This window comes from Acinetobacter sp. ANC 5414 (genome assembly GCF_013004295.1).
Lineage (GTDB): Bacteria > Pseudomonadota > Gammaproteobacteria > Pseudomonadales > Moraxellaceae > Acinetobacter.
On record NZ_JABERM010000010.1, the window covers coordinates 209450 to 230969 of the forward strand.

19 protein-coding genes are annotated in these 21520 nt (G+C 41.6%); 9 read left to right on the forward strand and 10 right to left on the reverse strand.

Features of this window, described 5'->3' with window-relative positions; all coding sequences use genetic code 11:
* Position 1 precedes the first annotated feature (1 nt).
* Complete coding sequence (gene leuB / locus HLH18_RS06760) at positions 2 to 1081, forward strand: 3-isopropylmalate dehydrogenase (protein WP_131287551.1); 1080 nt, start codon at positions 2 to 4, stop codon at positions 1079 to 1081.
* Between the two features lie 62 nt (positions 1082 to 1143).
* Here the strand turns inward: leuB and HLH18_RS06765 are convergent, their stop codons facing one another.
* Positions 1144 to 1545 (reverse strand): hypothetical protein, encoded by a 402-nt coding sequence (locus tag HLH18_RS06765; RefSeq protein ID WP_171546239.1) that lies wholly within the window; start codon positions 1543 to 1545, stop codon positions 1144 to 1146.
* A 138-nt stretch (positions 1546 to 1683) separates the two neighbouring features.
* Complete coding sequence (infA, locus tag HLH18_RS06770) at positions 1684 to 1905, reverse strand: translation initiation factor IF-1 (RefSeq protein WP_001284370.1); 222 nt, start codon at positions 1903 to 1905, stop codon at positions 1684 to 1686.
* A gap of 231 nt (positions 1906 to 2136) precedes the next feature.
* Between infA and HLH18_RS06775 the strand changes: the two genes are divergently transcribed.
* The gene (locus HLH18_RS06775; RefSeq protein ID WP_067722114.1) at positions 2137 to 3147 is read left to right on the forward strand and encodes an AraC family transcriptional regulator; all 1011 of its coding nucleotides are present in this window, start codon (positions 2137 to 2139) and stop codon (positions 3145 to 3147) included.
* Positions 3148 to 3262: 115 nt separating this feature from the next.
* Here HLH18_RS06775 and truA read toward each other — a convergent pair whose 3' ends face one another.
* The 5 genes from truA to asd form a co-directional block, all read right to left on the reverse strand.
* Complete coding sequence (gene truA, locus HLH18_RS06780; protein ID WP_171546240.1) at positions 3263 to 4060, reverse strand: tRNA pseudouridine(38-40) synthase TruA; 798 nt, start codon at positions 4058 to 4060, stop codon at positions 3263 to 3265.
* A gap of 12 nt (positions 4061 to 4072) precedes the next feature.
* Positions 4073 to 5041 (reverse strand): asparaginase, encoded by a 969-nt coding sequence (locus HLH18_RS06785; protein WP_171546241.1) that lies wholly within the window; start codon positions 5039 to 5041, stop codon positions 4073 to 4075.
* Positions 5042 to 5089: 48 nt separating this feature from the next.
* Positions 5090 to 6418, reverse strand: a complete 1329-nt coding sequence (gene fimV / locus HLH18_RS06790; RefSeq protein WP_171546242.1) for a T4P machinery localization factor FimV — start codon at positions 6416 to 6418, stop codon at positions 5090 to 5092.
* A 69-nt stretch (positions 6419 to 6487) separates the two neighbouring features.
* The gene (locus HLH18_RS06795) at positions 6488 to 7945 is read right to left on the reverse strand and encodes a FimV/HubP-related protein (protein WP_171546243.1); all 1458 of its coding nucleotides are present in this window, start codon (positions 7943 to 7945) and stop codon (positions 6488 to 6490) included.
* Positions 7946 to 8088: 143 nt separating this feature from the next.
* Positions 8089 to 9207 carry an aspartate-semialdehyde dehydrogenase gene (gene asd, locus HLH18_RS06800; protein ID WP_131287529.1) on the reverse strand — a complete coding sequence of 373 codons (1119 nt, stop codon included), beginning with the start codon at positions 9205 to 9207 and terminating at the stop codon, positions 8089 to 8091.
* Positions 9208 to 9394: 187 nt separating this feature from the next.
* On the opposite strand from asd, the gene HLH18_RS06805 reads away from it, so the two are divergent.
* Positions 9395 to 10522 carry an endonuclease/exonuclease/phosphatase family protein gene (locus HLH18_RS06805; protein WP_171546244.1) on the forward strand — a complete coding sequence of 376 codons (1128 nt, stop codon included), beginning with the start codon at positions 9395 to 9397 and terminating at the stop codon, positions 10520 to 10522.
* A 494-nt stretch (positions 10523 to 11016) separates the two neighbouring features.
* On the opposite strand, the gene HLH18_RS06810 is transcribed toward HLH18_RS06805, so the two are convergent.
* The 3 genes from HLH18_RS06810 to HLH18_RS06820 form a co-directional block, all read right to left on the reverse strand.
* Positions 11017 to 12123 carry a glycosyltransferase family 4 protein gene (locus HLH18_RS06810; RefSeq protein ID WP_171546245.1) on the reverse strand — a complete coding sequence of 369 codons (1107 nt, stop codon included), beginning with the start codon at positions 12121 to 12123 and terminating at the stop codon, positions 11017 to 11019.
* A gap of 36 nt (positions 12124 to 12159) precedes the next feature.
* Entirely contained in the window at positions 12160 to 13095 is a 936-nt protein-coding gene (gene lpxL, locus HLH18_RS06815; RefSeq protein WP_171546246.1) for an LpxL/LpxP family Kdo(2)-lipid IV(A) lauroyl/palmitoleoyl acyltransferase, read from the reverse strand.
* A gap of 106 nt (positions 13096 to 13201) precedes the next feature.
* Positions 13202 to 15097 carry an ATP-binding cassette domain-containing protein gene (locus tag HLH18_RS06820; protein ID WP_171546247.1) on the reverse strand — a complete coding sequence of 632 codons (1896 nt, stop codon included), beginning with the start codon at positions 15095 to 15097 and terminating at the stop codon, positions 13202 to 13204.
* A 33-nt stretch (positions 15098 to 15130) separates the two neighbouring features.
* On the opposite strand from HLH18_RS06820, the gene HLH18_RS06825 reads away from it, so the two are divergent.
* The 6 genes from HLH18_RS06825 (at position 15131) to HLH18_RS06850 (ending at position 21466) form a co-directional block, all read left to right on the forward strand.
* Positions 15131 to 15376 (forward strand): SlyX family protein, encoded by a 246-nt coding sequence (locus HLH18_RS06825; RefSeq protein ID WP_067722094.1) that lies wholly within the window; start codon positions 15131 to 15133, stop codon positions 15374 to 15376.
* A 98-nt stretch (positions 15377 to 15474) separates the two neighbouring features.
* A complete protein-coding gene (locus HLH18_RS06830; RefSeq protein WP_171546346.1) occupies positions 15475 to 16467 on the forward strand; it encodes a hypothetical protein in 993 nt (330 codons plus the stop codon).
* Between the two features lie 71 nt (positions 16468 to 16538).
* Positions 16539 to 16988 carry an ammonium transporter gene (locus HLH18_RS06835; protein WP_171546248.1) on the forward strand — a complete coding sequence of 150 codons (450 nt, stop codon included), beginning with the start codon at positions 16539 to 16541 and terminating at the stop codon, positions 16986 to 16988.
* A gap of 35 nt (positions 16989 to 17023) precedes the next feature.
* Positions 17024 to 19663, forward strand: coding sequence for a type I DNA topoisomerase (gene topA / locus HLH18_RS06840; protein ID WP_171546249.1), 2640 nt, complete (start codon positions 17024 to 17026; stop codon positions 19661 to 19663).
* Between the two features lie 337 nt (positions 19664 to 20000).
* Positions 20001 to 20759 carry a hypothetical protein gene (locus HLH18_RS06845; RefSeq protein ID WP_171546250.1) on the forward strand — a complete coding sequence of 253 codons (759 nt, stop codon included), beginning with the start codon at positions 20001 to 20003 and terminating at the stop codon, positions 20757 to 20759.
* A gap of 134 nt (positions 20760 to 20893) precedes the next feature.
* Positions 20894 to 21466 carry an HdeD family acid-resistance protein gene (locus HLH18_RS06850; protein ID WP_171546251.1) on the forward strand — a complete coding sequence of 191 codons (573 nt, stop codon included), beginning with the start codon at positions 20894 to 20896 and terminating at the stop codon, positions 21464 to 21466.
* Positions 21467 to 21520: the final 54 nt, after the last annotated feature.

Consider the following 21520-nt stretch of genomic DNA (forward strand, 5'->3'; position numbering starts at 1 on the left):
CATGTCTAAACATATTTTGATTTTAGCTGGTGACGGCATCGGCCCTGAAATTGTAAAAGCCGCAGAGCAAGTACTCACACGCGTAAATGAAAAATTCAATTTAGGTTTGACTTGGGAACAAGGCTTATTGGGTGGTGCCGCGATTGATGCGCATGGTGCGCCATATCCTGAACAAACATCTGAGCAGGCAAAAAAAGCCGATGCAATTTTACTCGGTGCAGTCGGTGGTCCTAAATGGGACACGATTGAGCGCTCAATTCGCCCGGAACGCGGTCTGTTAAAATTACGTAGTGAACTGAATCTTTTTGCTAACTTGCGTCCTGCGATTTTATATCCGCAATTGGCAGATGCTTCGAGCTTAAAACCAGAAATCGTATCGGGTCTCGATATTCTGATCGTGCGTGAATTGACCGGCGGTATCTATTTCGGTCAACCGCGTGGTATTCGTGAATTAGAAAACGGTGAGAAACAAGGTTTTAACACTGACGTTTATTCAGAGTCTGAAATCAAGCGTATTGCTAAAGTGGCGTTTGAGCTTGCAGGTCTTCGTGGCGGTAAAGTCTGTTCTGTCGATAAAGCCAATGTCCTTGAAGTGACTGAACTTTGGAAACAAACAGTGACTGCGATGAAAGAAGCAGAATATCCAGAGATCAACTTGTCACATATGTATGTCGACAATGCTGCAATGCAATTGGTACGTGCACCAAAACAGTTTGATGTGATCGTAACTTCTAACTTGTTCGGTGACATTTTGTCTGATGAAGCAGCTATGTTGACCGGTTCTATTGGTATGTTGCCATCTGCATCTTTAGATGAAAATGGTAAAGGTATGTATGAACCTTGTCATGGTTCGGCACCAGACATCGCAGGTCAAAACTTGGCAAATCCGCTTGCAACGATTCTTTCTGTTGCCATGATGCTTCGTTACACTTTCCGTGAAGAAACTGCAGCACAAGCGATTGAAGCTGCGGTAGGGAATGTTCTTGACCAAGGTTTGCGTACAGCAGATATTATGTCTGAAGGCATGAACAAAGTCGGTACTGTTGAAATGGGTCAAGCTGTAGTGACAGCCTTGAACTAAGTCATCCGGTTTAAAAAACGCAGCCAAAGTGCTGCGTTTTTTTATGGATATTTAGACCTGATTTAGCAAGTTCGGCCGGTGTAGTGAACAGACTTGGCAATATTATTTTCTAAACGGTAGACAATTTTGCATTGCAAGTTCACGTCATAGCTTTGCGCTCTAGGCGTGATTTGTATGGGGATTGCGCTAGAATCAATGTCAGCAGGATTTTGTGCCATGGGCATCGGAATGCTGATGGGACGAATCACCGTATAAGTGAGCGTGTGGTTATCTATGCTAGGCGACAATACTTGCTGATAACCGATACTGCTCAAATCCAGGTTAGCTTGAATACTTTGACTGCTCTGCCCAATGAATTGTTGTAAATAAGCATCACGTTGTTGTGCTGTAGTGGTTGGAGAAGTGGCACAGCCATACAACAAGCAAAGCGCGGTAAATAAACTCATGCAGTGAAGAAATGACATGGCTTTCTCCATTAAATAAAATTTTATTTTAAATGGATAAAGTGCCAATGAACGTTGTTGTTTGATACACGGTCAGTAGCGGAGTAGACAGACCATAAAAAAAGCCACTTTTAAAGTGGCTTTTGCTTTCGCTAAAACTTAGCGTGCACGATAAGTAATACGACCCTTGGTCAAATCATAAGGAGTCATTTCTACTTTAACACTGTCGCCAGTTAAAATACGAATATAGTGTTTACGCATTTTACCAGAGATGTGAGCGATCACTTCATGGCCGTTTTCTAAACGTACACGGAACATAGTATTAGGAAGCGTCTCGGTGACAACGCCTTCGAACTCGATGAGTTCCTCTTTATTGGCCATAGCCTACCTGAATGAATAAATTGGAAAGGCGCAAATTATAGTCAATTTTTTTGCATAAAACAAGGCGCAATGCGGCTTTGCCCGATCATCTGTCAGTTAAATAAGCGAACCATCGGTTTAAATATTTTCTACAAAAAAGCGCATTGTTCTGTTGTCAGTTTGGTCAATCGCAGTTAATCTAAAATTAATCTTTTTAAGTATAAATGAATAACATACAAGGAAGGTCTTTGCGTGGGTCAGCTAACTGATGCATCGGTTGTTTTGCGATTGGGCTACCAAGCCATTCGTCGTGCAGGTTTGCCAACTGAAGAAATTTTAACAAAAGCTGGTGTGGCCTTAAATCAGGTCGAAACGAATGATCGTACTCCGCTCAGTGCTCAATATGCTTTTTGGGTGGCTGCAGAGGAGGTGAGTAAAGATCCTGACATTGGTTTGCATTTAGGTGAACACCTACCTTTATATCGCGGACAGGTGATTGAACATCTGTTTATTTCGAGTGAAAACTTTGGTGAAGGGTTAAAACGTGCTTTGGCCTATCAACGACTGATCAGTGATGCATTTCATGCCAAACTGATTATTGAAGATGATCGTTGCTATCTCACTAACGGTGAACAGGGCGCTTGGTCGGACAATTTGGTCAATCGTCATTTTTCTGAATGTGCGATGTCAGGGGTATTACGCTTCTTTAAATTTATTACCGAAGGTCGTTTTCAGCCGATTTATATCGACTTTAATTTCAGTCAGGGCGCTTTTGACGAGGAATATTTTCGGGTTTATGAATGTCCGGTAAGCTTAGGTCAAAAGGAAACACGTCTGTATTTTGATCCTGCCATTCTGGATTATCAATTATGGCAAGCCGAGCCCGAGTTATTGCAATTACATGAGCAACTGGCGCTTGAAAAGCTGCAAGAACTTGCACGTTATGATTTGGTCGGTGAGGTTCGCCGTGCGATCGGTTCAACTTTAGAAAGTGGTGAAACGACCTTAGAAACCGTTGCAACGCATTTGAATATTACACCGCGCCGTTTACGGACGCAGCTGAGTGAAGCCAATACCAGTTTCCAGCAAATTCTTTCAGACTATCGCTGTCGTTTGGCGAAAAAGCTTTTGGCGAATACGGCGGAAAGTGTTGAGCGAATTGTATATTTAACCGGTTTTTCTGAACCTAGCACTTTTTATCGTGCCTTTAAGCGCTGGACCAATGAAACGCCTGTGGAATATCGGAAGCGCAAGCAGCGTTAAACTACCTCCCTAAGTCCCTCCTAAAAGGAGGGATTTTTCATTACCGTATTTTTGTAGGGATGTAGTTCCCCTCCTTCCAGGAGGGGTGAGGGGAGGTCAAAATTTTTAAAAGAAATCACTCCGGCATATTCAGCCAATGCGGACCTAGAGGTGCTTTAGGTAAATCAAACTGCTCTGGATAATGTGCCTGAATGAAATAAAGCCCATCGGGTGGGGCTGTGATGCCCGCTGCTTTACGGTCTTCAGCTGCAAAAATTTCGTCAATATGGTCAATTTCATACATGCCCTGACCAATTTCAAGCAAGCATCCCATGATATTGCGCACCATATGATGTAAAAAACCATCTGCCTGAATATCGAGCACCAAATAACAACCGTGACGGATTAAACGGCAATGACTGACATGACGGACAGGCTGATTCGATTGACAAGAGGATGCACGAAAGCTTTCAAAGTTATGCGTGCCTTCAAATTTTTTCGCAGCCTCAATCATCTTGTTTGCATCAAGCGGATAATATACATGGGTGACTTGTTTATAGAGTAATGCGGGACGCACCGGATTGTTATACACCACGTAACGATAACGTCGTGCTTGTGCTTTGAAACGGGCGTGGAATGCCGTATCCATTTCTTTAATCCATTGTATTGAAATGTCTTTAGGGAGTTGGCTGTTTGAGCCCATCAGCCAGCCATCAATACTGCGGATGGCATGAGTATCAAAATGCGCCACCATATTGGTGGCATGCACACCGGCATCGGTACGACCTGCGCCATGTAACATGATTGGTCCATTTGCGACTTTGGATAGTACTTTTTCAATGGTTTCCTGTACGCTACGCACACCAGTTTGCTGAGTTTGCCATCCTCGATACTCAACCCCAGAAAACTCAATACCGACCGCAAAACGTTGCATATTTACCTCTATTTACACTGAATCATGCCAGTGAGCATGCCACTGGTCTACGCTATCGTATTGTAAATACATTTTCAGTGCTTTTGCATAAAGATCTGCATGTCCCAAGCAATCACTAATGATGATATTGGCATGCTGGATCCATTCGCTCACGGCATAATGTTGGTTAATCGTGCCAAAAGGCACTTCGGTGGTAAGAATAATCGCGCAGTCTTGTGCTTGTATAGTATGAAGCGTAGCAATGAATTCCTGATTAACTGCCAGATTCCCTGTACCGAAGCCTTGTAAAATCAGAACATGAGGGGGATGTTGTTGGAAATTTTTTAAGTTTGTAATCTGTTGTTCTATGGTGATCGGCTGAACCATTAAACTTAAGCAGTTAAATGAGTGTGCCTTCTCAATATCACGTTCATGGACGACATAGCTTTGCTGATGTGTGATTAGGTTCTCTTTGGCATTTAACCCAGCGAATGCGTCTAATTCAGTCGTATGCTGTTTTAACGCCGTTTGGGCGTGAATAAGCTGATGATGAAAAGCCAAATACACACCGACAGTACTTGTTACTACCGCATCGAGGGCAAAATTAAGGTTATCGATGGCATCGGTAAATTCACGGGTATTGGTTCCATTTACGTTCAGTAATGGATATTGACTACCGGTGAGTACTACATGTGCGGATTGTCCCAGAAATCGAGCAAGTGTTGCACTGGCATAGCTGAGAGTATCAGTACCGTGGATCACGATGAAATGTTGATAATTTTTAAGTTGTAAATTCTGAATCAACTGAATCAATTGCAGCCAGTCAGTTGCAGTACTGGCACTGCTGTCTTTTATGCTAGGTGCAACAAAACATTCAATATTAAGATGCAAAGGAAGAACGCGTTGTAACTGGGGGATAAAATTTTCGGCAGGCATGGGACTCAGTGGCTCACCACTGCAACCAAATGTTCCACCCATATAAATTAAAGCTATTTTTTTCATAATAAAAAAGCAGTCAATGATGACTGCTTCATAGTAGAGCCAAATAACTTAAGAAGCTATCTGATTGCGTAACTGATCGGCTTGTTGACGTTGTTCAGCAGTATAGTCAGTTTCTTGCTCTGCCAATAATTCACGTGCCGATTCAAAAGCACCGAGTTGAATATATTGCTGTGCAAGATCTAAATTCAGGCTGATTTCATTGACTTCAATCAGTTCAGGGAAAGATTGAATTAATGGATCATTTTGATCTGCTTTAGATGCAGATGAGCTGATATTGCTAATATCAAAACTCACACCTGAAGCTTTTGCTGGAGCGGGTTCTACAGGCTGTTGTTCAGTTGTCGTTGCTGGTTCTAAATTAAAGTCTAAATCTAAACTCGGCTTCGTTTCTTCAACTGCAATTTTTGCTTCAGTCGGTGCAATAGTTTCTGTAGCTGAAAAATCAAAATTAAATTCAGGTTTCTCATCAAGAACAGGTTCAGAAATAGCTGCATCAGCTGTTGTTGTTTGCTCTGCTACAGGAGTATCTAAACTAAAAGAGAAATCTAAAGGTTTGATTTCTTCTGTTACTGGAGTGACTTCTTGCTTAGGAGCGACTGCTGCAGGACTCGGATCTAAAGAGAGTGTACTGAAGTCTAAAGGTTTGATTTCTTCAACAGTAGAGGTAGGTACTTCTACTTTTGTTGTTGTCTCTAAAGTAAAGGTATTGAAATCTAAGGGCTGAATTTCTTCAACCGCTTCGGTTTTGGTCGAAAGCGATTCTTGCTGTAATTGGTCGAAAGATTGATGAGGTGCTGTCGCAGACGGTGCAGCAGTATTCATTAATGCATCAAAATCAGCAGTATTTTTTTGTTCAGTCGGTGCTGTATGAGCAGGTGCTGGAACTGAAGATTCTAATTTGAACTCAATGGTATCTTTAGAACCTTCTGCTTCTTTGTCATGGGCTGCTTTTTTAGCAAGCGCTTGTTCTAAAATCTCATCCAGTTCTAATGAACGGAGATGGTTAATCAGTTGGCTAATTGCAAACTCATCTTTTTGTAAGATGTGAATATCCAGCAACAGTAAATACAGTTCATGCTGAGAATTGTCTTTGTTTAATGCCTGATTAATCTGTGCTTCAGCAGAGAAAAAGTTACGCTCACGGATTAAAGCTTCAATTTTATTGCGTATATCAGCAGATAAGGGGGTGGTTTTTTTCTTCTCAACACCCGTATTTTCCACAATTTGAGTTTTTTGCGGTGTCTTTTTTGTTGAGCTTACTTTTTTAGCTTTCGCCTTGGATGTGGACGTTTGCTCTGCTTGTTTATTTGCGTCACGCTTTTTTAATACAATTGCGATCACTAATAATAATATAAACGGAATCACATAAAGCAGCATGTTGTTACCCCTTACAGGATTGAGTTCTAATTAATTTAACTCATCCAAAAAATCAAATTGTATAACACCTTAGTGTGTTGGCTTTTTCTCTACTTGTTGTGCTTTCAATTGTTGTTGCAATTGAGCAAGACGAGTATTTAATAATTGAATTCTGTGATCCTTGTGACGCAATGCCAATTCTAACTGTGTTACGTTTCTCTGTAATTTAACGGTTTTTTTACGCGATGTCATAACTTTTAATGACAACTCGTTCGATGTTTGATTTTTTTCTGTGTTCTTTTTAGCAGAACCGCTGGCTGAATCTTGTTCTTTCTCTGCAACCAGACTCATCTCCGCTTGATTGAGTCGGTATTTGGCTTTACCCGATTGGTTAGACGGTGTTTTTGCTACATTCGAAACACTGACTTTTTTGTCTTCTTTTGGACTATTGGTGGTGTTTAAATTTAATGCTGCACCACGACGTAAGCGATTCACATCACCTTGAATAAAGGCGTGTTCATTATTCGCTTTGATCTGTTTCATGACCTCGCCGATCGGGCGATTTTGCTCAGTTGCGACCCGTGATGCGATCGCCCAAAGTGATTCATTAGATTGCACCACATGCTTGGTGGTTTGTGCGGTAGCTACAGGCTCATTTTGTTGTTTGGATTGCTTAGGAGTAGGTACAGGCACTTCTGGTTTAGTTTTTGCAGTAGCTTGTTCTGCTGGTTTATTCGCTATTTTATTTTCGGCTACTTTTTGAGTTGGTGATTCTGCATATTTTTTCACTAATGGGTCTACAGAAAAACTTGTATTGGACATCGTTTTGTTCGATGCAAGAGAATTGTCTTTGATCTGATTTTTTGTCGTGACTTGTTCTGGTGTTGATGTTTTTACTTCAGCTACAGCAGTTTCATTGGCTTGTGCTGACGGCATACTCATTGCTGAAATGACTACAGGTGCTGTAGTTATGGCATTTAAGCGAGGTGGCGCTGCTTTTTGTACCATTAATGGGGCTTCAAAAGATTGACCCGCCGCTGGTTGTGCTTTTGCAACCTGATATTGAGTACTTTCAGGCAAGTGCAAGGCAATATCTTTTTCACTGACAATGGTGATAGGCGTTAAAGGTTTTTCATTGCTTGCAATACGTGCCTGAACATTTGTCTGGCTACGTTTCAGTGGTGTCTTGATATGCTGTAAACGTGTCGCATTGCCTTCCTGAATTTTAATAATAATATTCAGTTCAGCTTCGGTTAAAGGACGTGAAGAGGTAATGGTAATCACGCCATTACCCGAGCCATCACGACGGGTAAAAAAATTAAGATGTCCAGGGGGTTGATGGGCAACCCCTAAAGTGGAGATGTCTGCTGTACTTGCCAAACTAGCTTGTATTTGTGAATTAGGATCAGCTTGGCGGAAATTCATTTCTGCATAGAGTAATTCGCCCGGTGCAGACTGGATTTGAATAGGATCAATAGTAATCGCATAAATAGGTTGTGAAGCGATAATGGCTAAAATGGCAATCTTTAATTTGTTATATGCGGTCATCTTAATTTTTAGCTCGGTCTTGTATCGCATTGCGAAAGTTGTAGATTAACGAGATGTTGAAGAATTGTAAAATAGTAACATAAAGGATACATAAAAAAAGCCGATCAATTGTGACCGACTTTTTATTTTCTTAACTTTGGAAATTAAGCATTTTTATATTCAATTAAGATGCGAAGCATACGACGTAAAGGCTCTGCAGCACCCCAAAGCAACTGGTCACCGACAGTGAACGCGCCCAGGTATTCTTTACCCATGTTTAATTTACGCAAACGACCGACAGGAACAGACAATGTACCGGTAACGGCTACAGGAGTCAGGTCAGTCATTGATGCTTCACGGGTATTTGGAACCACTTTCGCCCATGGGTTAGATTGACGAATCATGTCTTCAATCTCATCCAAAGGTACGTCTTTCTTAAGCTTCAAAGTTAAAGCTTGAGAGTGACAACGCATGGCGCCAATACGCACGCAGTGACCATCAATTGGCACGATTTGTTGGTTGCCTAGAATCTTGTTGGTTTCAACTTGCGCTTTCCACTCTTCTTTTGATTGACCATTGTCGAGCTGTTTGTCGATATATGGAATCAAAGAACCGGCTAAAGGCACACCGAAGTTGGCAGCAGGGAAGCCTTCGCCACGTTGTAAAGATGCAATTTTAGAGTCAATATCTAGAATTGGTGAACGTGGGTCATCTAACAGGTCTTTGGTATTGTTATATAAATAACCCATACCTGTGATCAGTTCACGCATGTTTTGTGCACCCGCACCTGATGCTGCCTGATACGTCATTGCAGTCATCCACTCGACCAGATTGTTTTGGTAAAGCGCGCCCATGCTCATCAACATCAATGAAACGGTACAGTTACCGCCCACAAATGTTTTAGTACCATTGACTAAACCATCTTTAATCACGTTCATGTTGACTGGATCAAGTACGATGATGGCTTCATCCTCCATACGCAGGGTAGATGCCGCATCAATCCAGTAACCGTTCCAGTTTTCCGCTTTGAGTTTCGGGAAAACTTCAGAAGTGTAGTCACCACCTTGGCAGGTAATAATGACATCCATTTGCTTCAGACTGCTAATGTCTGATGCATCCATAAGTGCTGGGGCAGTCTTACCACCAAACGCAGGGGCTTCACCACCGGCATTACTGGTAGAAAAATAGAATGGCTCAAAATGAGCAAAATCATTCTCTTCAACCATACGTTGCATGAGGACAGAACCAACCATCCCGCGCCAACCGACCAGACCTACTTTCATGTCACTTTGCCTCGGTGCGTAAAAAAATAAAAGGGGGCTTGAGTGTATCAAAAGCGCCCACAACTGCAAGTACTACACAATGAAAACATCAATATTATTGAGCGAAATATCTTGTTTATGTTACATACAAAATTGATAAAGTTATTTCATCATAGAAAAACTAGAAGCTATCAAAGAGCAGATGCTTATGATTTGGGTGGAGTTAATTTCAGTTTTTGTCATATGGCTGACATTTTGGTCATTGATTCCACGAGATGAATGGTGGATTCGAGGTGCTGATTTTCCACGCTTGCAAATTTTAGTTTTGGGACTGATTGCTTTTGTCCTGTTATTGGTCTGGGATCAGCCCTGGGATTTATGGCGTCAAATTATCTTGGTTGCGTTGATTGCGGCGCTGGCTTATCAACTTAAAATGGTGCTGCCTTATACTTTTATCTGGAAAAAGCAGGTCAAAAAAGTTCGCAAGAATCAGCTCAATCCAGAGAAGCAAATCTCTTTGATTGTTTGCAATGTATTGACTAAAAATGATAAATACCACTTGTTGATTGAGCAGATTCAAAAACATCAACCTGATTTGATCCTAACATTAGAATCAGATCAAATCTGGCAAAATGCACTTGCAGTGATTGAAAAAGATTATCCCTATCGTGTGCCGGTACCGTTGGATAATTTGTATGGCATGCATCTGTATAGCCATCTTGAGTTGAAAGATACCGAAGTCAAATTCATTTTAAGTGATGAAATTCCTTCTATTCATACCACGGTGATTTTACCTTCAGGCCAACCTGTACAACTCTATTGCTTGCACCCTAAACCGCCTAGCCCAACAGAAGCCAAAGATTCCACACTCCGCGATGCCGAGCTGTTAATTGTCGGAGATCAAATTAAAGATTTGGATGAAAGCTGTATTGTGATGGGAGATTTGAATGATGTGGCATGGTCACGCACAACACGGTTATTTCAGCGGATTAGCGGACTGTTGGACCCACGAGTAGGGCGGCATTTCGTCAATACGTTCCATGCAGATTATCCATTGTTGCGCTGGTCACTGGATCATATCTTTCATAGTACCGATTTTGCTTTGGTAAAAATGCAGCGTTTACCTCATATTGGATCGGATCATTTTCCAGTGTATGTCGTCTTGCAAACCAGTCGTGTTTTTGAGCAAGTCCAAGATGAGTTGGAACAAACCGATGCAGATGAACAGGAAGCACACGAAGCTATTCAGGAAGGCATTGAAAAAGCAGAAAAAGAAGAAAAATTAGTGACTGATGAAATTGTACAGGACTATAAAAATGACCCGAAAGTACCTTAAGGCAATTAAAGGAAAAGTGTACGAAATGGCTTACATTGATTTAGGTTAATTGCGAATAGTTCTTTTTTCCATTTCTGTTTAATCTAGACTCATCAGCCAAGGAGTGGGGAAAGGAAAATCCCATTATGGAAGACGATGTTGGGCTGATGGTAAGTCATCATGGATATGATGCAGCAATGGATAGCACGAATATAATAAAAATATGATTTGAAAAGCACAACCTTATATACCCGAGTTTTGCAGGATGCAGAACTCGGGTTATGCTTTTATAGAAGATCCTAAAAATAAAATTCAGCTATGTATTTATCTAAATTTCAAGAATTTAAAACTATATGAATCAATAGGTTTTGTTCGAGCAGGATAGACTGAGCCGATGTGGATTTATGCAGGCACAGAATATTGATGATTTTAGATCATTAATCTAAATCTGTATTTTTAACCCAGCCTGATTTGTGTAGATCAGAAGTGTCATCAATAGACTGGGCTAAACACACTTAATCAGAACTTAATACCTGTTTATATAAAGCAATGGTCTGATCACACATCTCTTTTAGACTAAACATTTCAACAGGTTTTACTGCTTGAGGCTGATCAATATGCTGCTTTACGGCATTTAATAGTGCGGATTGATCATCAACATCAATTAAACCTTGCGGATAAACATTAGACAGAATTTCTGCAACACCACCCCGATTCCAGCCAATCACGGGTGTACCCACCGATAATGCTTCTAATGCCGTACGACCAAAAGTTTCCGCCTGATTTGAAAGAGAAAGAACGACATCACTAAATGCCAGCCACTCACGAATATCGGAACGATGACCGACAAAAGTGATTTTGTCGCTGAGACCTTTGCTTTGAATGTTGTCCTGCATTTCTTTTAAATAAGCAGCTTTTTTCGGGTCAGCTCCACCCACTACTACAGCATGCAGATTTGGATACTGGCTTTGCAGTTGTTCCATTAATTCAATTAAAGTTTCATGGCCTTTTAAACGGGTAATACGTCCGGGAAGGCAGACTAAAAACTTGTTTTCCAGTTGAGGGAAATCTTTAAAGGTTTGATTGATCCACTGTGCAGAAGGTTGATAACCGTGAGGAAACTCTTGAGGCGAAATGCCGCGATAAATGCGCACGATATTTTCAGGCGGACAGTTTTTATAATGCTCGGTAATGTATTTCACCACACTGTCAGAAACGGCAATGACTTTTTCCGCTTGCGTCATAATGGCACTATAACGATTGGTTGAATAAAAGCCGTGCACTGTTGAAATGAGATGTGGGCGTTTATGCGCCGGTATTCCCTTTAAGGCAAAATGAGTCAGCCATGCAGGTACGCGTGAACGAACATGCAGAATGTCGGGTTGGTGCTGTTCAATCAAATCACGCAAAGGGCGTATTTGCCAAAGACTGGATAAAGATTTTTTATGAATCGCTAAATTGAGATGTTGTGAACCTTCCGCTTCAAGTTGAGCAACCAGACGTCCACCATTTGAAACCACCAAAGATTCGTGACCATCTGCAACAAGCGCACGTGCAATTTCCAGTGTGCCGCGTTCAACACCACCACTGTTCAATTCAGGAAGAAGCTGCATAATTTTCATAGGTGTTATCTTCATTATTTTAAAGGGTGGGGTTGATTAATAAATCTTGTCATAGCCTTCAGGGCGAGTTTTAAAGCGACGGTGAAACCACATATATTGAGTGGGTGCAATCCGCAGCTGATTTTCAATGATCTTGTTGACGCGAGTGGCATCATCGACTTCATCTTCGCTGGGTAGATTTTCTACCTGTGCTTCAATTAAGACTTTGTATTCAGGATTGGCAATATCGCCATCACGGTAGAAATATAGCGGAATCGCTACAGCTTTTGACATTTTAATTAAACGACGATGTGCAGTTACGGTTGCGGCAGGTACACCAAAAAAGGGTGCCATCACGCCTTGTTTGAGGCCATAGTCCTGGTCGGGACTGTACCAAATCGCACGCCCATTTTTTAAATGACGAATCAAGCCACGCATATCATCATGGTCAATTTGATTGGCATAAATGGTAGCGCGGCAGCGATAGATCAGCATATCCAGCAGCGGATTATTTTGCGGACGGTAGACCACATCTGGCTCAAAATATTGAGCACATAAATAACCGCCGGCATCGAGTAATGTTGAATGTGTGCCTAACAGTAAAACCCCTTTGCCCTCAGCTTGTGCTTTTTGGAGATGTTCTAAGCCTTCAATACTGACACGACCTTTAAACCACTGCGGGCAATACCACGCATTTAAAGTTTCAAAAATCCCGATCATTTGGTCGACAAAAACCTGATGTGCATGCGCTTGTACCTGTTCAGCTCTCCATTCAGGAAAACAGACTTCCAGATTACGTACTGTGGTTTTACGGCGAGATTTCAGTTTGTTGAATGCCAGATTGCCAATAAAGGTGGCTAAACGGTGTTGAATGGCCCACGGTAAAATTGCCAGAATCATTAAAAATATGATTCCAATCCAAATGCCCCAATATTTAGGAAGAAGGAAAGACCATTGAAACTCACCCGGTTTGTAGTCTGGCTTTTTACTCATAATGACCGTTTATACCAAAAATTATCTGCAGTTTAACATGAAGTTATTTTGTAAATAAAAAAGCACCTGCATAATACTTTACAGGTGCTTTTATAACGCGGCTAAATTAGTTGCCTTGGGTCAGGTTCTCTAATTCATCCCAACGTTCTAATTTTTCAAGCAATAGCTCGTCAATTTCAGCTAAACGTTGTGATGCTTGAGCGGCTGCATCGGCATCTTTAACAAATAAAGAGCCATCTGCAAGCTGCTCATTCAGCTCTGCTTGTTCTTTCTCTAAGGCTTCAATTTCAGCCGGTAACTGCTCTAAAGCACGCTGATCTTTATAGCTCAACTTTACTTTTTTCGGCGCAGCTGCTTCCGCTTTAGCAAGGGCTTTTTTTACATCACTTTTCTGATCGACAACAGTTTGGTCAGGGCGTTGTTCCAGATAGTCCTGATAACCACCGATATATTCATCAATGTTGCCTTTACCATCAAACACCCAAGTCGACGTGACCACATTGTCCATGAAGGCACGGTCATGCGAGATTAATAACAAGGTACCTTTATAACCACCGAGCATTTCTTCCAATAGCTCGAGGGTCACCATATCCAAGTCATTGGTTGGCTCATCCATGACAATTAGATTCGATGGTTTAAGTAACAGTTTTGCCAACAGAATTCGGTTGCGTTCACCACCAGACAATGCTTTGACTGGCGTACGCGCACGTTCAGGTGAGAACAGGAAATCTTGAAGATAACTGTAGATATGACGACGGCCACCGTTGACATCGACAAAGTCCGAACCTTCAGAAACGTTATCTTTAACCGATTTCTCTAAATCAAGTGCATTACGTAATTGGTCGAAATAAGCCACTTCAAGCTGGGTACCGGTTTTTACTGTACCGCCATGTTCAATCTCACCCAGAATGGCTTTGATCAGTGTTGTTTTACCGACACCATTGTCGCCGACTAAACCAATACGGTCGCCACGAAGCACCAAGGCAGAGAAATCTTTGATAATCGGTTCTTGATCGCCAAAAGCAACACTTAAATGTTCAATATCAAAGACCAGCTTACCAGAACGATTGGCTTCTTGCGTTGCCATGCTGACCTTGCCTTGTTGTGAGCGACGCGCTTTTGATTCTTCACGTAAATCTTTCAGCGCACGTACACGACCTTCATTACGGGTACGGCGCGCTTTAATCCCTTGGCGAATCCAGACTTCTTCTTCAGCTAAACGTTTATCAAACAACGCATTTTGCTTTTCTTCCGCTTCCATTTGCTGCGCTTTAAGGTCAAGGTAACGTGAATAGTTACCTTCATAGCTACGCAAAGTACCGCGATCGAGTTCGACAATACGCGTTGCAATGCTGTCAACAAATGAACGGTCATGCGAAATAAATAATAAGGTTAAATTATTTTGATCAAGCAGGAATTTTTCTAACCATTCAATACTTTCAACGTCCAAGTGGTTGGTTGGTTCGTCGAGTAAAAGTACATCGGGTTGAGTAAGTAGCGCACGTGCTAATAGAACACGACGTTTACGACCACCAGATAAATCGGCTAAATCTGCATCCGGGTCTAAACCCATTTTGCTTAAAATAGAATTTACTTTGGTTTCTAAAGCCCAGCCATCGAGCTGGTCGAGTTTGTGCTGTAGGTTACCCATGCGGTCGCAGGCTTCCATGTCACCGAGTACGCAAGCATCACTGGCTTCGTGATAGGCTTTCAGTACAGCAGCCGCTTCACCTGCGCCATCAGCCACGATATCTGCAACTTTACCGGAATCCATGGGTACATCTTGAGCAAGCATGGAAATGGTGATGCCATTTTGTATAGAAACTTCACCACGATCTGGCAGTAAACTTCCCTCAATGAGTTTAAGTAAAGTAGACTTACCTTCACCGTTACGGCCAATCAAACAAACTCGTTCACCGCGTTCCAAATTGAAGTTCGCGCCGTCGAGCAGGGAAGGTCCGCCAAACGCGAGTTGGACATCCCTTAACGTAATATAGGCCATACTGTTTCCTGAAATCCAAAATGAGGACTTAAAATGACTAAACAAAAAAATCTTAATGATCAGGCGTCATTTTCCGCACCCATAGAAGATTTGCAAGTGCGAATTACATTTTTAGATGATTTAGTTGAACAATTAAATGAACAGGTGTCTCTGCAACATGCCGAAATCGCTGATTTGAAAAAACAAATGCAGTTTTTGTATCAACGCATTGAGTCTTCCGATTTATCCGATGGAATTGCCGCTTTTGATCCCATGACCAATCGACCACCGCATTATTGATTCAATCTTCACCGGTCTTTTTGCTGAATTGATTTGACCTTTTTATTCAGGCTCGCTCTAATGCGGGCTTAAAGTTTGCTTACTTGTCTATTGAGATTATGTCCAACAAAGTCGTTCTTCTTGATCTTGAAAAGAATATGCCTAACGCACAACTGTTGCGTGAGATTATTCAACGCTACGCTGTAATTTACTTATTTAACTGCCAAGGAAAGTTTGAATACTCACTTGAAGATTTAACCGAATTTTCAGGTTGGGTGAGTAGTGGACAAGTGGTGATTTTAGAAACTGCCGAGGTTGATCACAAAGAATTTGAATATGCGGTTATAGTGGGACAATTGATTGCATTGTTAGAACCTGACACGACGATTGAAGTCATTTCTGCCATGCCAAGCAGTGAAATCCTGATTGAGATGATGCAATCCTCAGACATGAACTGTCACTTGATTCAAATTCAGCCGGAATCATCAAACTCAAAATATAAACTTCCAAGTGTTGAAACCATTAAACAAAAACCAGAACTGTTGTTGGTCAAAAAATATTGTGATGCTTTGGGTAAAATGAAGGGCAAACCGAACTCAATTGAGAAACTCAAAAACTCGATCAGTAACATTTTGCAAGTTGAAACAGGTCAAGCACAGCAGCTGATTGCTTTACTGATTAATCTAAAAATTGTGAAACGTTATGATGAGCAAATTAACTTCCGTAAAAAACTATTAAAACAATGGATGGAACTTGATTTAGAGCAAGCAACGCCTTCAGAAACGGCACATAATAGTTCCCCAATTTTTGCTCAACTACAGACAGAATCTTCCTCAGATGAAGAACTGGAGCATTCAGATCCCGTTCATCATGCGCAAAAAGATTTATTTAAAAACTTCTCTAAAATTGATCCTGTACAGGTCATTGTTGCGCGTAAATTACGCGAATTAAAATCGGACAAGCCTAAAGACATTTATGCCTTGCGGGATTTACTGGAGCAAATGTTTCCGAAATCGGATGTCAGATTGTTGCTTAAGGAGTTGATTGAAAAGGGATATATCTACTGGAATGGCAGTGAAGTGCTGTATAGTCACGAGATGTTCTTGAATTAATTTCATCGTTGCAACTTGCGTTTTATATTCAGCTTATGCAACTCTAATAAAGGAATAGACAAGGTTGTACTATGGAAAATACCGGTATTTGGGTCATTGGCTTCATCATTCTATTTGTTTTGGGCTCGATTCTGGGTCTTCGCGTCAGTCCGCGAGAAAAAGCATTAGGAATCATGCGTGAGAAAGCACGCAAGATGGCACTGCACCCACGTTTAGTTGCAGCTCCCGATTGGACAAAAATTCCAATGGCTTCTGAAAAGCGTGCCAGTATGGTGGCCTATTACAGCGTACTAATTCCAGATGCACGCCTGCCTTTAATGCGTGCGCGTGTGGAAGAGCAAAAGCTAAAGCTTGTGCAGGGTGATGATAAGTTTAACGATTTGCCCATTGCATTAAAGGGCATTTATGCTATTGATATGCAGGCAAACTGTGTAGGACTCTATTGGGATGAAGAATCTGACCTTCGAGCAACACAGTTAGATGACATCAAAACCTATTTACAGTCTTTGGCTGAACTTTAATTTATAAACCAAACACACAGGATTAACGGTTAACTATGGCGAACGCTCCTCGGTCTACATCCAAAAGCACCACAGCAAAATCACCGAGTGCTGCAAAAAAGCGTGCCTTAGTGATTGTGGAGTCGCCTGCAAAAGCGAAAACAATCAATAAATACCTCGGCTCAGATTACATTGTGAAATCATCCGTGGGTCATGTCCGTGACTTACCGACCGGCGGTTCTAAAAGTACAGAAAAAAAGCCTGTATCACGTGCCAAACTCACCGATGAGCAAAAAGCTGAAAAAGCACAAACGGCTTTGGTTAATCGTATGGGCGTCGACCCTGAACACGATTGGAAAGCTCACTATGAAGTGCTTCCCGGTAAAGAACATGTCGTTGCTGAACTGAAAAAACTGGCATCGCAAGTCGATGAAATCTACCTCGCAACGGATATGGACCGTGAAGGGGAAGCGATTGCCTGGCATTTAAAAGAAGTGATTGGTGGAGATGATTCACGTTATCAACGTGTAGTCTTTAACGAAATTACCAAAAATGCGATTCAAGAAGCCTTTAAACAGCCAGCACGTTTAGATCTTGATAAGGTTAATGCACAACAAGCACGCCGTTTCTTGGATCGCGTGGTGGGCTTTATGATTTCGCCATTACTGTGGGAAAAAATTGCCCGCGGTTTATCGGCAGGTCGTGTGCAATCGGTTGCAGTAAAATTGGTGGTAGAACGTGAACGTGAGATTCGCGCTTTTATTCCTGAAGAATACTGGCAGGTTTTTGCAGATACCAAATCTAAAAAAGATGACATTCGTTTAGAAGCAGTCAAACAAGGTGGTAAAACCTTAAAACTGCAAAATAAAGCCCAAACGGATGCTTTATTAAAAATTCTGAATGATGCTGAATATAAAGTGACCACGCGTGAAGATAAACCGACCAAGGTTAATCCAAGTGCGCCGTATATCACCTCGACCCTGCAACAGGCCGCAAGTACCCGTTTAGGTTTTTCTGTAAAGAAAACCATGACTATGGCACAGCGTCTGTATGAAGCCGGTTTTATTACTTATATGCGTACTGACTCAACATTCTTAAGTGATGATGCAGTCAATATGGTTCGTAATCACATTGAACTTGAGTTTGGTGATAAATATCTTCCAGCCAAGCCAAACCGTTATGGTAACAAAGCCGGTGCGCAAGAAGCCCATGAAGCGATTCGCCCATCCAATGTTGCTTTAAAAGGTGATCAGTTGGTCGGTGTCGATCGTGATGCACAACGCTTGTATGATCTGATTTGGCGTCAGTTTGTCGCGTGTCAAATGACACCGGCAGAATATTTGTCTTCAACCATTTTAGTCGATGCCAATGGCGTGGAACTTAAGGCCAAAGGTCGTACTTTGGTATTTGATGGTTTCACCAAAGTTCGCGGTGCAAACAAAGCCGATGACGATATTTTGCTACCGGCAGTTAAAGTGGGTGAAGTACTAAATCTTGAGAAACTTGATCCCTCTCAACACTTCACTAAACCGCCTGCACGTTTTACCGAAGCGTCACTGGTTAAAGAATTAGAGAAGAAAGGCATTGGTCGTCCATCCACCTATGCAGCCATTATTTCAACCATTCAAGATCGTGGTTATGTGAAGCTTGATAACCGTCGTCTCTTTGCCGAGAAGATGGGTGAAATCGTGACGGATCGTCTCGATGAAAACTTCAATAACCTGATGAATTACGCTTTTACAGCCGATCTTGAAGGTCAGCTCGATAAAGTAGCCATGGGTGAGCGCAACTGGAAAGAGTTACTGAATAATTTCTACGGTGACTTTAAAAAACGCTTAACCACAGCACAGGGTGAAAACGGCATGCGTCGTAATCAACCTGTTGAAGTTGAAGCGGTACATTGTCCTGAATGCTCACGTCCGATGCAGATTCGTACTGGTACAACGGGTGTATTCTTGGGGTGTTCAGGCTATAACTTGCCGCCAAAAGAGCGTTGCAAAGGTACCTTGAACTTGACTCCGGTTGAGTCGCTTGCGGCATTGTCTGACGATGATGCAGCAGAAACTGCTGATTTGATGTCGAAAAAGCGTTGCCCGATCTGTGAAACGGCAATGGACAGTTATGTGATTGATGGTGGTCGTAAATTGCATGTCTGTGGTAATAATCCGGACTGTGCCGGTTTTGAGCTTGAAGAAGGTGAGTTCAAAATTAAAGGTTACGATGGACCAACCATTCCATGTGACAAATGTGATGGTGAAATGCAGCTTAAGACGGGTCGTTTTGGACCTTACTTTGCTTGCACCAGCTGTGACAATACCCGTAAAGTGTTGAAGAGTGGTCAGCCTGCGCCTCCACGTGTTGATCCAATTAAAATGGAACACCTACGATCAACCAAACACGATGACTTCTTTGTTCTTCGTGATGGTGCAGCCGGTTTATTCCTGGCAGCCAGTAAATTCCCGAAAGTGCGTGAAACGCGTGCACCGAAAGTCGCAGAACTACGTTCTGTAGCTGAACAGCTTGATCCGAAATATCAGTTTATTTTGAAAGCGCCGGATGCAGATCCTGAAGGGAATCCAACACTGGTGAAATTCAGCCGTAAGAATCAGGCGCAATATATTGGTTCTGAAAATGCTGAAGGGAAACAAACCAAGTGGAGCCTGGTTTTCCAAGATGGGAAATGGGTTGAAGCCTAATTTTTAAGAAGTGAAAAAATGCTGACGAAAGTCGGCATTTTTTTATTTGTTGATACTACGCAGTTTAGCGGAGTCTTCTCGGTATTCAATCTAATGCTTGGAGCTCATCTGTTACTTTGGTTTCGCCCAAATGAGAAGCCTCAAAATATATTTTGAGTTCGCAAGAAAGGCATTTGTCCTCCGCAAAACTCCGTCAGATTCCTTATTTTATCTAAAAATCCGCAGAAACATTATCTATAATAATGCAGTCTGCCTCGGACAGTTGCGGATGACTTTTTGTGTATCCAATTTTTGGATGGATTTTGAAAATGTTATTATTTAATAATGAGAAAAATTAATGTGGAAAAAAATTCGAGTACTGTGTTTACTCATCATTTTATTCATCGTGGCAGTCAATGCTTACCGTGATCAAAACCAGAATTGGTCCAAGCCTATTATTGTCATGCTGCATCCCATTAATGCAGATGGGCAGGCTGCTACCCAAAACTATATTCAGACCCTTAACTTATCTGAATTAAGTGCTACACAAGAATACTTGAAATATATGTCGACAGAATATCGAGGACAACCGATTTCCATTTATTTTCAAATGGGGCGTGAACTCAAAAAGACACCTCCGAAAGTACCTGAAGATGCAAGCATGCTGGATACCATTTTATGGAGTTTAAAGTTCCGTTTTTATGCTTGGAAACAGCATGAAAGCAAAGATGGCTCACCCAGTGTGACTTTGTTTTTAAATTATTATGACCCTGCACAGACTAAAGAATTAAAGCATTCAACCGCCTTGCAAAAAGGGCGGATTGGTTCGGTCAATTTATTTGCCTCTAAAAAACAGTCTGAACAAAACAAAATTGTACTTGTACATGAGCTGTTACATGCTTTTGGTGCCACCGATAAATACGACTTGGCGACAGGACAACCCCTGTATCCGGTGGGTTATGCTTATCCGAATCAACAGCCTTTATTTCCTCAAGCCAAAGCAGAGTTAATGGCAGGGTATATTCCTGTGTCAAGCGATAAAAGTAAGATGCAGGGTACTTTGCAACAGACATTAATTAATGAAATTACCGCGATTGAATTGGGCTGGAAAAAATAATTTTGTGGATAACGCTTAATTTATCCACAGTTTAACTTACTGATGTGGATAAAAATGTCGCATATTCATAACAGACATCTATTTTAAAATATTGAAAAATAAACCTGTTCCTAAACAAAAGACTGAGAAGAATCATGAAAACAGTAGGAAATGATTTAGTTCGACATCAGCTGCATGAAAATCGAAAGTGGTACTTAGGTCTAGGCATTCTGCTTATCCTATTCGGAGTTGTGTTACTGGCGGCTCTACCTTTTGCCACGCTTTCAGTCGTTTTTCTGTTTGGTGTGCTGATGATGATCGGTGGCATTCTACACTTCATTGCAGCATTTAAAATCTTTGAGGGGGGCTATCGTTGGTTGTGGGCATTGTTCGGTGTGCTGTATCTTGTAGCTGGATATTATGCTTTTACCACCCCCGTAAAAACTGCAATTGTATTGACCCATCTTTTAGCCATTGTTTTGATTATTGCGGGTGTGATTCGTATATTTAGTGCCATGATCTTCAAGGCATATCAGGGATGGGGTTGGACACTATTTTCCGGCATTCTTACCTTGGTGACAGGGATTCTTATTTTGATGTCACCCGATGCACCATTCTGGGTGCTGGGTCTATTCCTTGCTGTCGATATTTTGTTTCAGGGCATTAACTATCTCACTTTAGCTTCGTATATCAAACGTGAAGTGCCCAAAAGTTCTGCCGATGTTTAAACCCAATTCGACTAAAGAGCGCTATATGCGCTCTTTTTTATTGTATAAAAGATT

Bases quoted from the DNA above. Each gene is read 5' to 3' on its own strand.
- HLH18_RS06825 (WP_067722094.1), top strand. From the start codon at position 15,131: ATGACTAAACAAAAAAATCTTAATGATCAGGCGTCATTTTCCGCACCC.
- HLH18_RS06845 (WP_171546250.1), top strand. From the start codon at position 20,001: ATGTGGAAAAAAATTCGAGTACTGTGTTTACTCATCATTTTATTCATC.
- fimV (WP_171546242.1), bottom strand. From the start codon at position 6,418: ATGCTGCTTTATGTGATTCCGTTTATATTATTATTAGTGATCGCAATT.
- lpxL (WP_171546246.1), bottom strand. From the start codon at position 13,095: ATGAGTAAAAAGCCAGACTACAAACCGGGTGAGTTTCAATGGTCTTTC.
- HLH18_RS06765 (WP_171546239.1), bottom strand. From the start codon at position 1,545: ATGTCATTTCTTCACTGCATGAGTTTATTTACCGCGCTTTGCTTGTTG.
- HLH18_RS06820 (WP_171546247.1), bottom strand. From the start codon at position 15,097: ATGGCCTATATTACGTTAAGGGATGTCCAACTCGCGTTTGGCGGACCT.
- HLH18_RS06835 (WP_171546248.1), top strand. From the start codon at position 16,539: ATGGAAAATACCGGTATTTGGGTCATTGGCTTCATCATTCTATTTGTT.
- HLH18_RS06805 (WP_171546244.1), top strand. From the start codon at position 9,395: ATGATTTGGGTGGAGTTAATTTCAGTTTTTGTCATATGGCTGACATTT.
- HLH18_RS06785 (WP_171546241.1), bottom strand. From the start codon at position 5,041: ATGAAAAAAATAGCTTTAATTTATATGGGTGGAACATTTGGTTGCAGT.
- HLH18_RS06810 (WP_171546245.1), bottom strand. From the start codon at position 12,123: ATGAAAATTATGCAGCTTCTTCCTGAATTGAACAGTGGTGGTGTTGAA.
- truA (WP_171546240.1), bottom strand. From the start codon at position 4,060: ATGCAACGTTTTGCGGTCGGTATTGAGTTTTCTGGGGTTGAGTATCGA.
- leuB (WP_131287551.1), top strand. From the start codon at position 2: ATGTCTAAACATATTTTGATTTTAGCTGGTGACGGCATCGGCCCTGAA.
- HLH18_RS06830 (WP_171546346.1), top strand. From the start codon at position 15,475: ATGTCCAACAAAGTCGTTCTTCTTGATCTTGAAAAGAATATGCCTAAC.
- asd (WP_131287529.1), bottom strand. From the start codon at position 9,207: ATGAAAGTAGGTCTGGTCGGTTGGCGCGGGATGGTTGGTTCTGTCCTC.
- HLH18_RS06850 (WP_171546251.1), top strand. From the start codon at position 20,894: ATGAAAACAGTAGGAAATGATTTAGTTCGACATCAGCTGCATGAAAAT.
- infA (WP_001284370.1), bottom strand. From the start codon at position 1,905: ATGGCCAATAAAGAGGAACTCATCGAGTTCGAAGGCGTTGTCACCGAG.
- HLH18_RS06795 (WP_171546243.1), bottom strand. From the start codon at position 7,945: ATGACCGCATATAACAAATTAAAGATTGCCATTTTAGCCATTATCGCT.
- topA (WP_171546249.1), top strand. From the start codon at position 17,024: ATGGCGAACGCTCCTCGGTCTACATCCAAAAGCACCACAGCAAAATCA.